A 15,061-nucleotide genomic window follows, 5' to 3' on the forward strand; every position below is an offset into this window, starting at 1 on the left:
CCGGCCGGGACCACCCGTCGGCAGGGTGCTGTCAGAGAGGTTTTTATATCGTTGCAAGAACGCTGTAAACCCCTCGTGCACGACCCGTGACCGAACTCCCACCCGCCTGTTGACTCGCACCTGACGCCTCGTCGAGACTGGGGCGTTCAGTACGGCGACAACGATGTCAGCCGCGCGCACGGCATCGGCGTGCGGAACCGCCGACGGCTGTCGTGCGTCAGGCGTTCGCCGCGCCGCGGCCCAGCGTGCTCTCCCGCTCCGCGAGCCGGTGGTCGGCCCGGAAGCGGCGCGGCTCGGACGGCTTGCCGCCGAGCCTGGCCAGCACCGACTCCACCGCGAGCCGGCCGATGGCCTCCTTGTCCGGCGACACCGAGGTGAGCGTCACCGCGCCGAACCGCCCCTCCACGACGTCGTCAAAACCGACGACCGCGATGTCCTCGGGCACCCGCAGCCCCCGCTCGTGCAGCACCCGCATCGCCCCGATGGCCACCAGGTCGTTGTAGGCGAAGACCGCGTCGGGCCGCCGCCCTGCCTCCAGGATCCGGGCCATGGCCGCGGCGCCGTCCGCGTGCCCCCAGCCGTCGGTGTCGGCGACCAGCCCGTCGTCGGCGGGGAGCCCGGCGGCGGCGAGCTCCTCGCGCCAGCCGCGCACGCGCAGTTGGGCGGGTTCGCTGCGACCGCGCCGGTCGCCGATGAACGCCACCTCCCGGCGGCCGAGGCCGATCAGGTGGCGGACCGCGGCACGGGCCGCCGCGACGTTGTCGATGGCGATGTGGTCGTACGGGAGGTCGTAGTCCCGTTCACCGAGGAGCACCAGCGGCACGTCCTCCGTGCGGTCGCGCAGGTCCTCCGTCTCCAGCTCGATGGGGCTGAGGATGAGCCCGTCGATCACCCTGGCCCGGAACCCCTGGCTGACCAGGATCTCCTGCTCCCGGCGCCCGCCGGTGTGGTCGAGCAGCACGGTGTAGTCGTGTGCGGCGGCCGCGTCGATGACGGCGGCGGCGAGTTCGGCGAAGTAGGGGTTGCCGAGCTCGGGCAGGGCGAGCGCGATGATTCCGGTGCGCCCCTTGCGCAGGTGGCGTGCGGTCAGGTTCGGCCGGTACCCGAGCTCGTCGATGGACCGCTGGACGCGTTCCCGCATGGCCGCGGTGACATACGGGTAGTCGTTGACCACGTTGGAGACGGTCTTGACGGAGACTCCCGCGTGCGCGGCTACGTCCTTGAGGCTGACCCGCACGTCGGTTCCCTCCGATGCGACCCTCTTGAGTGCCCGGTGTGCGGTGGCCCGCCCCCCACTCCGACCTGGCTCCAAGTCACCGGGCGTTTTTACAACGTTATACAGCCCGACTCCGCGCGCTGACAAGCGCATTGACGGCCCGTTCCCGGGTGCCCGCGGCGGCGTCACCACATCCTCACATGCCGGCACCGTCTGCTCCGAACCGGGCACGTCGCGGTCGTCGCGCCGGCGGTGGTTCTTCTTCCCACCGGACCGGCGGCAACTATGGAGCATTCCCACCTCATGACGCCGCGTGCCCCTTCCTACAGTGACGGCCACCACATCGGGCTGCCCGGAGTCCCTCCCCCGGCCCGGTCAGCAAGCCCCCCGTACGAAGGGAGTGGAGACAGTGATGACGACGAGGCGTGTGGCCGCCGTGCTGCTCGGCACGGTGCTGGCGGCCGCACCGACGAACGCGGTGCCGGCGGACGGCGGCCGGGGCGGCCACCGGACCACCGTGGTCCGGACCGACCTGGGCAAGGTCGAGGGGCTCGACCAGAGACGGTCGAGCGGCACTTACTCCTGGCTGGGCATCCCCTACGCGCAACCGCCCGTCGGACCGCTGCGCTGGCGCGCTCCCGTGACGCACCGGCCGTGGCGGGGCCTGCGGGACGCCACCGAGTACGGGGACGGCTGCATCCAGCAGGGACGTCTCTTCAGCCCGGCGCCGAGCGGCCCGCACTACGGGCTGGACGTCCGGGACGGCTTGAACAAGCCCGTGGGCGCCGAGGACTGTCTCACCCTCAACGTGTACCGTCCCTCGACGGCGAAGAAGGACCTGCCGGTCATCGTGTTCGTCCACGGCGGAAGCAATGTGGTCGGGTACTCGGCGGACCCGATGTACGACGGGCGCGCGCTGGCACGCCGCGCCGACGCGGTCGTGGTCACCGTCAACTACCGGCTGGGGGTCTTCGGCTGGCTCGACCTGCCCGGGCTCAAGACCGGCGACCCGGTCGGCGACTCGGGCAATTTCGGGACACTGGACCAGATCGAGGCCCTTCGGTTCGTCCGTCGCAACGTGTCGGCCTTCGGCGGCGACGCGTCGAACGTGACCGTGATGGGCGAGTCAGCCGGCGCCGTCAACGTGTGGGCCCTCATGACGTCGCCCCTGAGCAGGGGCCTGATGGACAAGGCGGTCCCGCTCAGCGGCGGGCTCAAGTTCTCCTCGCCGGAACAGGCCCGCGGCTACGCCGAGGACTTCCGGGACGAGGCCGTCGGCCCGGGCGGGAGCCCGGAGGAGGCCGTGCAGCGGCTGCGGGGGATGTCCGCGGACGACGTGGTGCGGGCGCAGGTGCGCCGCGGTGCCGCGGTCGGCGATCCGCCGGCGGTGCTGGCGGACGGCGTCGTCCTGCCCGAGGACTACCACGAGGCCATCAGGACGGGCCGGTTCCGCGACATACCCGTTCTGGCCGGCAACACCTTCGAGGAGGGGAAGCTCTTCGGGTCACTCGTCGACGCCTACCGCCCGACCGACCGCGAACGCTTCACCCTGCAGTACTTCTTCGATCCCGACAAGCCGTCCGCCTTCGAGGTGCGTGACTTCATCACCGACCGCTACCTGCCGGCCGACGGGCCCGGCGGATGGAACGAGGCGGCCGGAGAGCTGACCGACAGCATCTTCACCGGAATCGTCCACGACTCCATGGACTCCATGAAGGAGGCGGGCAACAAGCACCTGTACTACTACCAGTTCGGCTGGAACCAGGAGCCGGCGCCGTTCGACACCGTCTACGGTTCGGCGCACGCCATGGACCTGCCCTTCGTCTTCGGCACCTTCGACGAAGGACTGTTCACGTTCGCCTTCGGCCGGCGCAACGAACCCGGCCGCCTGGAGTTGTCGAAGCTGATGACGGACAGCATCCGCGCGTTCGTGCGCACCGGCCGTCCGCAGCACCGGGGCCTGGGCACCCACTGGGACCAGTGGCCGCGCAGTCTGGTCCTCGACGCCACCGACCGGAGGGCGAGCGCGCGGCCGGGGTCGGCCGGCGGCCGGTCTTCCGGGTGACGGAGCGCACCGTGGCAAGCGGGGTCGTCCTACCCTGGGAGGATCCCGCCCGCCGTTGCCAGGAGTACTCCTTGGACACCCCGCCCCTGCCCGCCCTCCTGGAGGAGAGCCCGGTCGTCGCCAGCGTCAAGGACGCGGAGGGCCTGGAGGCCGTGCTGCGTTCCGACTGCCGCATCGTCTTCCTGCTCTACGGCACGGTCCTCGACCTGCCGGAGATCGTCGACCGTCTGAAGCGGGACGGCCGGACGGTCCTGGTCAACGTCGATCTGCTGGAGGGCTTCGCCGGCAAGGAGATCGTCGTCCGTTACGTGAAGGAGCGGACGTCCGCCGACGGGGTCCTCAGCTCCAAGGCGTTCATGGTGCGCGCCGCCCGCGCACTCGGCCTCTACGCCGTGCACCGCTTTTTCCTCATCGACTCGCTCTCGTACCGCAAGCTTGCCCCGCAGGTGCGGGCCTCGCAGGCCGACTGCGTGGAGATCCTGCCCGGGTGCATGCCCCGGGTCATCTCCTGGGTGGTCGCCGACATCGACGTGCCGCTCATCGCGGGCGGCCTGGTCTGCGACCGGGACGACGTGTTCGCCGCGCTCAAGGCGGGTGCGAGCGCCATCGCGTCGTCGAACACCGATGTCTGGGAGATGTGACACGGAAGGCGGTCCCTTGACACTCCCCGGATCGTCACTCTAGGTTTGCCCCGCGGCCGACGACCCGCCGCCACAATCCCATATCGGCTCCTGCCCCAGTGCCGGAGCAGTTACTAGAGACCAGAGAACAGTAACTCCTCGCCCGTCGAGAGTTGCTGTTCTTTTTTTGTTGCCCATCGCGAACCACAACGAGGTGGAATGTGAACCGAGCGCGGAAATGGACGGGATTCCTGATCCTGTCGATGTCATGCGGCATCATCTTCCAGGTCGCCTACATCCGCTTCGTCTTTCTGGGGCCCACGGCCGAGGCGCTGCACCTTTCGGCGCAGGACTACGGCAACATCATCTCCGTGTTCGGCGTCGTGGCGATCGTCATGTACTTCGCGGGAGGCTGGTTCGCCGACAGGTTCCCGCCGAAGGCCCTGGTCGCACTGGGTCTGGCCGGTACCGGCGCACTGGACCTGTACATCGCGCAGGCGCCCGGCTACACCGGCACGCTCGTCGCGCACGCCCTCATGGCGGTCATGGGAACCGGCCTCTACTGGCCGGCGCTGCTCAAGGCCGTCGGAATGCTGGGCGACGCCTCGGAACAGGGCCGGCTCTTCGGTTTTCTCGAGGGTGCGCGCGGTGTCACCTCCACCCTGGTGGGATTCGTCGGCGCCGCGCTGGTGGCCACGGCCGTCACACAGGCGGCGGGTGTCACCTGGCTCATCCGGATCTACGGAATACTCGCATTCGTCTTCGCGGCACTCGTCTGGTTCTTCGTGGACGAGAGCCGCGAAGACGAGGAGAAACCGGCCGCGCTGGATTCCAGCACCGTCACCCTGGAACAGTTGTGGCGGGCGGCCCGGAACAAGTACACCTGGCTCATCGGGCTCACCGTCATGATGATGTACTGCTTCTACACCACGCTCGGGTATTTCTCGCCCCTGCTGGAATACCGCTACGGAATCGCGGCAGGTCTGGTCGGGGTCATCGGTGTCGTGCGCACCTATGTGTTCCAGTTCGCCGCCGGGCCCGCGGGCGGTGTGGTCGTCGACAAGGTCACCAGGTCGACACCGCTGTTCCTGCGGTGGATGTTCCTGGGGTGCGCGGCCGCCGCCGCGCTGTTCCTCGTACTGCCGCGCAGCACGGCCTTCGGCTGGGTCGCCGTCGCCCTGATGTTCCTGCTCTGCCTGTTCGTCTTCGCGAGCCGCGGGGTCTACTTCGCCACCGTCGGGGAGGTGGAGATCCCGGCCGACGAGCGCGGCGGCGTGATCGGCCTGGTCTCCGGGATCGCGTTCCTGCCGGACGCGTTCCTGCCCTCGCTCGCCGCCTGGTGGATCGGTGATCCCTCGGCCGATCCCGCGGTGCCCGAGCACGGCGGCGGCTACACCACCATGTTCGTCTTCCTGCTGGCCGCAGCCCTGCTCGGCCTGCTGTTCACCACACTCACCGTCCGCGTCCGGCGCCGGGAACTCGCCGCGCGTGCGGCGGCCGCGCCGGCCGCCACCACACCGACCCCCACCGTCTGAGGAAGGTCACTCTCCATGGACATCACCGAGTTCAGCCGGGACTTCTTCTCCCTCGACGGCCAAAGCGCCATCGTCACCGGCGGCAACACCGGCCTCGGCCGGGCCTTCTCGCTGGCCCTCGCCAAGGCGGGCGCCGACGTGTTCGTACCGTCCGTGGCCGAGGACGACGGGACCACCGGCAAGCTGGTCGAGGCCGAAGGCCGCCGCATGGAGTTCATGAGGGCGGACCTGACCGAGCCGGGCGTGCCCCGGCGGGTCGTCGAGGGCTGCGCGGAGGCCTTCGGAAAGGTCGACATCGTGGTGAACTCCGCGGGCATCTGCACCCTCGCGGAGGTCCGAAGGTTCGGCCGCGAGCAGTGGGACCCCATGGTCGGGATCAATCTCACGGCGCCGTTCGAGCTGAGTCACGAGGCGATCCGGTTCATGGTTCCGCAGCGCTCCGGAAAGATCATCAACATCGCCTCGATGTTCTCCTTCCTCGGCGGCCGGTTCTCCCCCGCCTACGCGGCGACCAAGCACGGCATCGCCGGCTTCACCAAGGCGTACTGCGACGAGCTCGCCCAGCACAACATCCAGGTCAACGCCATCGCGCCCGGCTACTTCGCGACCAGGATCACGGAGGCGACGCGGGCGGACCCCGAGAGCAACCGGCGCGTCCTGGAACACATCCCGGCCGGGCGCTGGGGCGAGGCCGCCGACCTGATGGGGGCGACGGTCTTCCTCGCCTCCCGGGCCTCGGACTACGTCAACGGACATGTCCTGCCGGTGGACGGGGGTTATCTGGTCCGCTGATCCGCATCCCCCACCGGCCGTACCCGCCCACACACCCGCACCCCCGCACGAAGCACACCAAGAGGTAGATCACCATGGCCCAGTCGCTCTCCAGGCCGAACCGCGCGGACATCGTCGCCCGTCTGTGCGACCTGCTCTCCCCCGAGCAGGTCGTCACGGACGGCGAGCAGCTCAGGCTCGCGAGCGTCGACCGGTTCAAGAAGTACCAGTCGGTGCACGGCATCTTCGACGGCCCGATCCCGGCCGCGATCGTCAACGCCCGTTCCACCCAGGACGTCTCGAAGGTCCTGGCCTTCGCGAACGACCACGGGATCAACGTCGTCGCACGGACCGGCCGCACCGGCACCGAGGGCGGGCTGGAGACCGCGGTCGAGGACACCATCGTGCTCGACGGCTCCGGGATGGACGCCATCCTCGCCATCGACGCCGAGAACATGCAGGTGACGGTCGAGTGCGGAGTACCGCTGCAGGTGCTGGAGGACAAGCTGCGCGCCCAGGGGCTCACCACGGGCCACTCCCCGCAGTCCAAGCCGCTGGCCCAGTACGGCGGTCTCGTCTCGACCCGCTCCATCGGCCAGTTCTCCACGCTGTACGGCGCGATCGAGGACATGGTCGTGGGACTGGAGGCGGTCTTCCCCGACGGCACGGTCACCCGGATCAAGAACGTGCCGCGGCGTGCGGCCGGCCCGGACGTCCGGCACGTCGTCATCGGCAACGAGGGGGCTCTCTGCTACATCACCGAGGTGACCGTCAAGGTCTTCAGGTACCAGCCGGAGAACAACGAGTTCCACGGCTTCCTCGTCGACGACATGGCCACCGGTGTCAAGGTGATCCGTGAGGTCGTCACCAACGGGTTCAGGCCGTCGGTCGTCCGCGTCTACTCGCCCGACGACGCCCGACAGCACTTCTCGCACTTCTGCCGGGACAAGGTGGTGGTGGTCTTCGTCGCCGAGGGGCCCCGGGGCATCGTGCGCGCCACCAGTGACGAGATCGAGCGCGTGGTGTCCCAGTATGCGCACGAGCGGGTCGACCCGCGGCTGATCGAGGAGTGGTTCGGCAACCTCAACTGGGGCCCCGACAAGATCGAGGCGGAGAAGCAGGCCATGCTGGCCGAGGCCGAACTCGGCTACACGACCGAGGTCTCCGTCGACTGGTCGCGCACCGTCGAGCTGTACGACAACGTGATCCGCCGCATCCGCACGGAGTTCCCGGCCGCCGACGACCTGGTCCTGCTGGGCGCCCACTCCTCGCACAGCTACCAGACGGGCACGAACCTCTACTTCGTCTACGACTACCGGATCAACTGCGAGCCCCGCGAGGAGATCGAGAAGTACCACATCCCGCTCAACGCGATCATCGTCGAGGAGGCCCTCAGGGCGGGCGGCTCCATGGTCCACCACCACGGCATCGGGAAGTACCGTGCTCCGTGGACCGCCCAGGAGCACGGCAGCGCCTACCGGATCCTCGCCGGGCTCAAGGAGACGTTCGACCCCAACGGGATCATGAACAGGGGCACCATCTTCCCGCTGGACGCCTGAGCCGGGCGCCTGGCACCTCCGGGCCCCGGGGCGCTCCCGCACCGGCCCCCGGGGCCCGCTCCCTTCCCCTTCTTCCCTTCCCGACCCCGCGCGACCTCTCCGGAGTGGCCATGTCCCGTTCCCGTCCCCGCTACTTCGTCGGCATCGACAACGGCTCGCAGTCGTCCAAAGTGACCGTCTTCGACACCGAGGGACGCGTCGTCGGCGAGGGCCGCCAGGCACTGCGCCCCTACGACACACGCCGCCCCGGTGTCGTGGAGCATCCGGACGACGACCTGTGGACGTCGATCGGCGCGGCGAGCCGGTCCGCTCTCGCCGCCTTCGGCGGGGACCCGGCGGACATCGTGGGCGTGGGACTGTGCACCATCCGGTTCTGCCGGGCCGTACTGAAGGCCGACGGCTCGCTCGCCCAGCCGGTCATGAGCTGGATGGACGAGCGGGTCGGCCTGCCCCACCGGGACACCTCCGAAGCTGCCGCCCGCGTCACGACCAGCTCCGGCTACATCGGGCACCGGATGACGGGGAACTTCCGGGACACGGCGGCCAACTACGCCGGGATGTGGCCCCTGGACCCGGACACCTGGCAGTGGAGCGACGACGACGCCGAGATCGGGAAGTACGGCCTGCGGCGCGAGCAGCTCTTCGACCTGGTGCAGCCGGGAGAGGTCCTGGGCGAGGTGACGGCGGACGCGTCGCGCCACACCGGCATCCCCGCCGGCGTCCCCGTGATCGCCACCGCCAACGACAAGGCGGTCGAGGCCCTCGGCTGCGGGCTGCGCGACCCCGACACCCTGCTGGTCTCGCTCGGTACCTACGTGGCCGGCATGGCGACGGGGCCGCGCAACGTCACCGGCCCGGCGGACTTCTGGGTGAACTACGCCGCCGTGCCGCACTCCTACCTGTACGAGTCCGGCGGGGTCCGGCGCGGCATGTGGACGGTCAGCTGGTACCGCGACCTGCTCGGGGAGGAGGCCGCGGCCGGGGCGCGTGCGGCCGGTATGCACGTCGAGGACTGGCTGAGCGCCGGGGCGGCAAAGGTGCCGCCGGGCTCCGACGGGCTGCTGACCGTCCTCGACTGGCTCGCCCCGGACGACGCCCCCTTCCGCAAGGGCACGATGCTGGGCTTCGACGGGCGGCACGGCCGCTTCCACGTCCACCGGTCCCTCCTGGAGGCACTCGCCATGACGGTGCACGACACGACGCAGGCCATGGCGCGCGAACTCGGCACCGCATACCGGGAGGTCATCGTCTCCGGCGGCGGTTCACGTTCCGACCTGATGATGCGGATCCAGGCCGACGTGCACGGCCTCCCGGCCCGCCGTGCCGAGGCGTCGAGCGCCGCGGGCCTCGGCGCCGCGATCTGCGCGGCCGTGGGCGTCGGTGTGTACTCCGGCTTCGAGGAGGCCACGGACAGGATGGTCCGTCCCGGTGAGGTCTTCCTCCCGGACCGGGCGAACCACGACCTCTACCGCCGGCTGGAGGCGGTGCACCGGGACGTCCGCGCGCACACCGACGCGCTCTACCGTCGTACGTACGACGTCTTCGGCTGACGGCCGTGGCCGTCGTGGCGGTGTGCCGGACGCGTGCGGCGGGCCGGCCGCCTCATCCCTGGACGTCGTCCGCAGCGCCGGGCAGCGTTCTGGTCCCCTCCCACCACGGGTTGGTCCATCCGCAGACCCCGCAGGAGTAGCGCCCGTTGACTCCGGCGATCTCCGTGCCGCACAGCCCGCACTGCGTCGACGTGATCTGCTGGCCGTCCAGGAACGCGGCCGCCGTGGCGGCCACCTCCGGACGGGGTGCCGCCGCCGGGGCGCCGGTCCTGCGCTTCTTCGTCGCCCGTTGTGTCACCCGATGAGACTACGCGCACCCGGGGCTCGCCCGAAGGCGCCGGGCCGGATTCCGGGGCCCCGGAGGGCCGCGCCGCTCCCGGTCCGCCGTCAGGGTTGGAGCAGCCGCTCGCTCAGCTCCCAGAGTCGCAGGGCGTTCTGCGGGTCGAGCGAGTGCGACGCCGCGTCCGCCGGGAGGCTGTCCGCCGTCAGCGGCCGGTGCTCGTCGTCCAGCGGGGCCACATCGCAGTCCTTCAGGTAGACGCCGCCGATGCCCGCGAGGAGCGGGCTCACGGCACCGAACACGATGGTCGCGGCACCCTGCTGCACGGTCTTCTTCCCGGCCACCGGGTCGATGACCGGCCTGCCGTCCTCGTCGACGAGTCCGGCGGCACGCAGCCCGTCCGTTCCGGCCGCGCCGTTGAGCGCCGTGCCCACGACCACGCCCGGGTGGGCCGAGTAACCGCGGATGCCGTCCTCGGCCCAGCGGCGGTCCAGCTCCACCGCGAAGAGCACGTTGGCGTTCTTCGACTGGGCGTACGCCAGTTCGGGGGTGTAGTCGCCGGAGTCGAAGTGCGGGTCGTCCCAGCGGATGGTGGAGAAGCGGTGGGCGCCGGAGGTGACGTTGACGACCCGGGCGCCGTGCGCCGCGCGCAGGGCGGGCAGCAGGGCGCGGGTGAGCTGGAAGTGTCCGAGGTGGTTGACCGCGAACTGCATCTCGTAGCCGCGCGCGTCGGCCTCCCGCCGCTCCGGCGCCGCCACGGCCGCGCAGTTGACGAGAACGTGGAGGGGGCGTCCGGACCGGTTCCACCGCTCGGCGAACGCGTCGGCCGAGGCGGGGTCGGCCAGGTCGAGCCGTTCGGCGCCGGCGCCGTCGATGCCGGCCAGGGCCTCACGCGCCCGTTCCGGGTGGCGTGACCCGGCGGTCACCGAGGCACCACGGGCCGCCAGGGCCCGGCTCACTTCGCGGCCGATGCCCGCGTGTCCACCGGTGACGACGACGTTCCGGCCGGTCAGGTCGGTGCCGGCGAGGACGTCGTCGGCTGTCGACGCCGGTGTGAATCCGGACCCGATGGGCTGCTGCTGGTGCGTCATGTGCGTGTCCTCTCGTGCGGGCGGCGTGCCGCCGTGTCTCGACGGGCCCTGACCCGGCCCGGGCTGCGGTCCACCGGTCCGCCTACTTCGACTCGACGCGTCCGACCGCGTCGGGGCCGGTCGTCAGCTCCTCCCGGGCCTGCTTCCAGGCGTCGTCGCCCCGGCCGAACCGGGAGCGGAGGTAGGCCGCGGTCAGCCGGGCGATCGCGGCAACGTGTCCCGGGTTCTCGTCCGACAACTGGGCGCTCTCGGCCGCGTCGTACCCCTGGATCCCGCCGAGCAGGTGCCCGGCGCCGAAGACGGTGAGCAGGGTCTTGGCCCCGGGAGCGAGGTGGTACGGGTCGTAGTGCCAGGCCGGCCCCATGTCCGTGAAGTGCCGGGAGTCGTCCTGGTCGCCGGCCACCACCAGCGCGGGCCGGGTCATCGTGGAGAAGTCGAGTGTGCGGAAGACCGGCACCTGGTCGGCCATCGGCCCGTTGAGGGTGTCGCCGCCCCGGCCGGGCGCGGCCAGCAGCACGCCCTGTCCGATCCGCGGTTCGAGGAGGCTCACCGGCTCCCGGGAGTCGGGGTCGGTGACCCCGGCGCCCAGCAGGAGCTCGGCCGTCGAACCGCCCAGGGAGTGCCCGGCGACGGCGACGGCGTCGCGGTCGAGGCGCCCGGCCAGCAGCGGCACGGCCTTCTCGATCTCGTCGAGGCGGTCGAGGATGTGGGTCATGTCCTCGGCGCGGGAGCGCCAGAACAGCGGCGCTCCCGCGGTGGTCTCCCAGAGGTGGCCGAGCCGCCGGGAGCTGAGGTGGGTGGGCTGGACCACGACGAATCCGTCGGCCGCCCACCGGTGGGCGATCGGCGCGTAGCCGTCCTCCGAGGAAAGGCTGAGGGACCCGCCGTGACCGTGGGAGAGCAGGATGAGCGGCAGATCGGTGCCGGTCGCGGGCGCGGTGACCCGCAGCGTCAGGTCGGCGGGCCGGCCGGGTACCCGCAGCGTCACGGGGGCGTAGGACAGGACGGGCGTGGCCCCGCGGACGGTGCCGGGGGCGGGAGCGGGGGTGGATGCGGGCATGGTCGTTGGTCCTTTCGGCACGCCGGCGGATGGTGGCCCCATGGGGCACGAAACGTCCGGTCGCCGCCGGGGACAGCAATCGGAGCATCGCTCCACTTACTTTACGGAACATTGTTCCGGTTAACAAGCGGAGTATCGTTCCGAATCGCTCTGCATGCCATGAGAAGGAGAACGCGGTGCCCACCACGGACGGGTCGGACACGGGCGGGACGGGACGGCGCATGCGCGCCGACGCCCGGCGCAACCAGGAGAAGCTGCTGGCCGCGGCCGCCGAGGTGTTCGTCGGCTCGGGCGTCGACGCGCCGATCCGCCGGATCGCTGCCCGGGCGGGCGTCGGCATGGGGACGATCTACCGGCACTTCCCGACCCGCGCGGACCTCGTCGTGGCCGTCTTCCGCCACCAGATCGAGGAGTGCGCCGAGGCCGGTCCGAGATTTCTGGCCGAGGAAGGGTCCCCGTTCGCCGCACTGCGGCGGTGGGTCGGCCTCTTCGCCGACCTCCTGGTCACCAAGCACGGTCTCGCCCACGCGCTGCAGTCGGACAGCAGCCGCTTCGCCCCGCTGCACGCCTACTTCCTCGACCGGCTGCAGCCGGTCGCCGCGCGGTTGCTCGACGCCGCGGCCGAGGCCGGGGAGATCCGGCCCGGCACCCACCCCTACGAACTGCTGCGCGGCATCGGCAACCTCTGCATCGGCCACGACGACGATCCCCGGTACGACCCCCGGCGGCTGATCGCACTGCTGCTGCAGGGCCTGCGCCGCCCCTGACCCGCCCGCGGCCGCTGAGCCGGCCCGGGCAGCCGCAGGGGCGGCGGTACGGCCGCGGCGGCTCAGGCGGCCGCGCGCTCCCCGGCGGGGCGGCGGCGAAGGGCCGGGCGGGTGAGCGGGGGCGGCGCGTAGGAGATGTCGAGCGGGCCGAGGTCGGTGCCGGGCGGGACGATCGCGTCGATCTCGTCCAGGACGTCGTCGTCGAGGCGCACGGACGCGGCTGCGAGCAGGTCCTCGAGCTGTTCCGTGGTGCGCGGCCCGATGATCGCCGAGGTCACGTCCGGGTGGGTGGTGGTGAACGCCATGGCCATGTGGTGCAGGCGCAGGCCTGCCTGCTCGGCGACGTCGAGGAGCCGCTCGACCACGTCGAGCTTCCCCGCGTCGGTGAGGTGCCCCGGCACCCAGCGCATCCTGGCGTTGTCCGGCGGGGCCTGCCCCTTGCGGTAACGGCCGGTGAGCATCCCCATGGACAGGGGCCCCCACGTCAGCACGCCCATGCCGTAGCGCCGGCAGGCGGGCAGGACGTCACGCTCGATGCCGCGGCTGAGGAGGGAGTAGGTGGGCTGTTCCGTGCGCGGCCGGTGCAGTCCGCGCCGCTCGGCGAGCCACTGGGTCTCCACGATGTCGGCGGCCGGCAGGTTGGAGGTGCCGATGGCTCGCACCTTGCCGGCGCGGACCAGGTCGGTGAGGGCGGAGAGGGTCTCCTCCATGTCCGTGTCGGGGTCGGGGTGATGGATCTGGTAGAGGTCGATGTGGTCGGTCTGCAGCCGGCGCAGCGACCCTTCCACTGCTCTCATGATCCAGCGACGTGAACTGCCGACGCTGTTGGGGTCGTCTCCCATGGGGCCGTTGAACTTGGTGGCGAGCACGACGTCGTCGCGCCGGCCCTTGAGGGCCCTGCCGAGAATCGTCTCGCTCTCGCTGTAGCCGTACACGTCGGCGGTGTCGACGAAGTTGATGCCCGCGTCCAGGGCCCGGTGGGTCATGGCCACGCACTCGGCCTCGTCGCGGTTGCCGTTGGGGCCGAACATCATGGTGCCCAGGCAGTAGGGGCTGACCTTGATGCCGCTGCGGCCGAGCTGTCGCATCCGCATGGGTGTGCCGTTCCTCTCGAATCCTTGGTGGGCCGGGCGCCGGCCGCCGTGGGGGGAACGGCCGGCGCCCGGTGCGGGACGGTCGCGCTCAGCCGTTGTAGGGCGCGGGGACGTCCAGGACCCAGGTCACTCCGAAGCGGTCGGTGAGCATGCCGTACAGCGTCGCCCACGGGGAGGGCTCCAGCGGCTGCGTGACCGTGGCGCCCTGGGCGAGCTTGTCCCACAGGGCGCTGATCTCGGTGGTGTCGGCGCCGCGCACAGAGACGAAGAAGGACTGCCGTCCCTGGTCCCAGGGCAGGTGCGAGGGGACGTCGTAGGCCATGACGTGGAAGCCGTTGTCGGCCACGACCTCTCCCCACACGATCCAGTCGGCTTCGTTCTCGTTCTGCACGTTGCCCATGTCCTTGTAGGTGAGGGCCGAGGTCCGTCCGCCGAAGACGGACTGGTAGAAGTCGAGGGCCTCGCGTGCGCTGCCCCGGAAGTTGAGGTGGGTGGTGGTCGTGACGGACATGGGTTCTCCTTGACACCTGACGGGCTTGGGAAGAACCGGTGTTCGCGGGGCGCGTCGCCCGGCGTCCGGCTCTGCGGTACACCGTTCCACCAGTAGCGGACAGGTTCGGTCCGCTATCCGCAGGGCAGAGTGCCGGTGCGCTCGCCGGCGCCGGGCACCCCGGGCTTCGCGCGCGTGGCGTGGGGCGGTGCGGTGCGGACACGGGACCTCGGTGAACCGGCCCGCGGCGGCCGACGCGCACGGACCAGTGCCCGCCGCCGGCCAGTGCCCCCCTCGCCGACCAGTGCCCGACGCGGACCGCGTCTCAGCGCGGCCGGCGGCGCACGACGTCGGCGAGCACCGTGGCCACCAGCCGGTCGACCGCCGACGCGGCCGGTGGGCCGGATGCGTGGCCGGTGAACAGCAGGTGCCCGCCGCCGACCAGGGAGAGAGTGAGCGAGTCGATGTCCGCGTCGGCCGAGATGCGCCCCGCCGTGCGTTCCTCGGTCAGATAGGCGCGCACCGCGGCCGCGACCTGGGCCAGGATCGCGATGCCGCCTTCGGGGACGGCCTGCTTCAGCCGCGCGCGCAGCCCGTCCCGGAAGGTGATCAGCGGGACGATCGCCAGCGGAACCGGCCCGAACAGGGTGGTGAGCGCGCTCGTGAGGTTGCCGGTCACGGTCCCGGTGCCGACCGCCTCGCGCAGCGTGTGCGCCTCGGCCTCCAGCTGCGCGGCGCGGTCGAGGACGAGTTCGGCGAGAAAGGCGTCGAAGTCGCCGAAGTGCCGGTGCAGGACGCCTTTGGCGCAGGACGCCTCGTCGGTGACGGCCCGGCTGGTCAGACCGTTCGGCCCGTCCCGCAGGAGCACTCGTTCCGCCGCGTCGAACAACTGCTGCCGCGCGTCGCGGAGGTGTACGCCGGTGGGCACTCGTGCATCCTCTCCTGCGCCAGAACCCTGGCACC

At 71.1% G+C, this 15,061-nt stretch carries 14 protein-coding genes; 7 read left to right on the plus strand and 7 right to left on the minus strand.

The features are described 5' to 3' along the window. Window positions 1–217: 217 nt before the first annotated feature. Complete coding sequence (locus HZS56_RS04470; RefSeq protein WP_216719355.1) at window positions 218–1,237, minus strand: LacI family DNA-binding transcriptional regulator; 1,020 nt, start codon at window positions 1,235–1,237, stop codon at window positions 218–220. A gap of 391 nt (window positions 1,238–1,628) precedes the next feature. Here HZS56_RS04470 and HZS56_RS04475 point away from each other — a divergent pair, with 391 nt between their 5' ends. The 6 genes from HZS56_RS04475 (at window position 1,629) to HZS56_RS04500 (ending at window position 9,316) form a co-directional block, all read left to right on the plus strand. Next, window positions 1,629–3,281, plus strand: coding sequence for a carboxylesterase/lipase family protein (locus tag HZS56_RS04475; RefSeq protein WP_216719356.1), 1,653 nt, complete (start codon window positions 1,629–1,631; stop codon window positions 3,279–3,281). Between the two features lie 71 nt (window positions 3,282–3,352). Next, entirely contained in the window at window positions 3,353–3,922 is a 570-nt protein-coding gene (locus tag HZS56_RS04480) for a glycerol-3-phosphate responsive antiterminator (protein WP_253913731.1), read from the plus strand. Between the two features lie 242 nt (window positions 3,923–4,164). Next, a complete protein-coding gene (locus tag HZS56_RS04485; RefSeq protein WP_216719357.1) occupies window positions 4,165–5,436 on the plus strand; it encodes an MFS transporter in 1,272 nt (423 codons plus the stop codon). A gap of 15 nt (window positions 5,437–5,451) precedes the next feature. Continuing rightward, window positions 5,452–6,228 (plus strand): SDR family oxidoreductase, encoded by a 777-nt coding sequence (locus HZS56_RS04490; RefSeq protein WP_216719358.1) that lies wholly within the window; start codon window positions 5,452–5,454, stop codon window positions 6,226–6,228. A 74-nt stretch (window positions 6,229–6,302) separates the two neighbouring features. Further along, window positions 6,303–7,766, plus strand: coding sequence for an FAD-binding oxidoreductase (locus HZS56_RS04495; protein WP_216719359.1), 1,464 nt, complete (start codon window positions 6,303–6,305; stop codon window positions 7,764–7,766). 110 nt (window positions 7,767–7,876) lie between these two features. Next, window positions 7,877–9,316 carry an FGGY-family carbohydrate kinase gene (locus HZS56_RS04500; protein WP_216719360.1) on the plus strand — a complete coding sequence of 480 codons (1,440 nt, stop codon included), beginning with the start codon at window positions 7,877–7,879 and terminating at the stop codon, window positions 9,314–9,316. A gap of 52 nt (window positions 9,317–9,368) precedes the next feature. Here HZS56_RS04500 and HZS56_RS04505 read toward each other — a convergent pair whose 3' ends face one another. The 3 genes from HZS56_RS04505 to HZS56_RS04515 form a co-directional block, all read right to left on the minus strand. Further along, window positions 9,369–9,614: a hypothetical protein gene (locus HZS56_RS04505; RefSeq protein WP_216719474.1), complete on the minus strand. Its 246-nt coding sequence runs from the start codon at window positions 9,612–9,614 to the stop codon at window positions 9,369–9,371. Between the two features lie 89 nt (window positions 9,615–9,703). Beyond that, window positions 9,704–10,687, minus strand: a complete 984-nt coding sequence (locus HZS56_RS04510; RefSeq protein WP_216719361.1) for an SDR family NAD(P)-dependent oxidoreductase — start codon at window positions 10,685–10,687, stop codon at window positions 9,704–9,706. Window positions 10,688–10,769: 82 nt separating this feature from the next. Further along, a complete protein-coding gene (locus HZS56_RS04515; protein ID WP_216719362.1) occupies window positions 10,770–11,747 on the minus strand; it encodes an alpha/beta hydrolase family protein in 978 nt (325 codons plus the stop codon). A 221-nt stretch (window positions 11,748–11,968) separates the two neighbouring features. Between HZS56_RS04515 and HZS56_RS04520 the strand changes: the two genes are divergently transcribed. Then, window positions 11,969–12,514, plus strand: a complete 546-nt coding sequence (locus HZS56_RS04520) for a TetR/AcrR family transcriptional regulator (protein WP_216719461.1) — start codon at window positions 11,969–11,971, stop codon at window positions 12,512–12,514. Between the two features lie 62 nt (window positions 12,515–12,576). Here HZS56_RS04520 and HZS56_RS04525 read toward each other — a convergent pair whose 3' ends face one another. From HZS56_RS04525 to HZS56_RS04535, 3 genes are all read right to left on the minus strand, one after another. Beyond that, a complete protein-coding gene (locus tag HZS56_RS04525; protein ID WP_216719363.1) occupies window positions 12,577–13,608 on the minus strand; it encodes an aldo/keto reductase in 1,032 nt (343 codons plus the stop codon). An 88-nt stretch (window positions 13,609–13,696) separates the two neighbouring features. Further along, window positions 13,697–14,119: a VOC family protein gene (locus HZS56_RS04530; protein ID WP_216719364.1), complete on the minus strand. Its 423-nt coding sequence runs from the start codon at window positions 14,117–14,119 to the stop codon at window positions 13,697–13,699. Between the two features lie 304 nt (window positions 14,120–14,423). Further along, window positions 14,424–15,026 carry a TetR/AcrR family transcriptional regulator gene (locus HZS56_RS04535; RefSeq protein WP_216719365.1) on the minus strand — a complete coding sequence of 201 codons (603 nt, stop codon included), beginning with the start codon at window positions 15,024–15,026 and terminating at the stop codon, window positions 14,424–14,426. Window positions 15,027–15,061 lie beyond the last annotated feature (35 nt).

It is taken from the genome of Streptomyces mayonensis, from assembly GCF_018982965.1.
GTDB classification, from domain to species: domain Bacteria; phylum Actinomycetota; class Actinomycetes; order Streptomycetales; family Streptomycetaceae; genus Streptomyces; species Streptomyces mayonensis.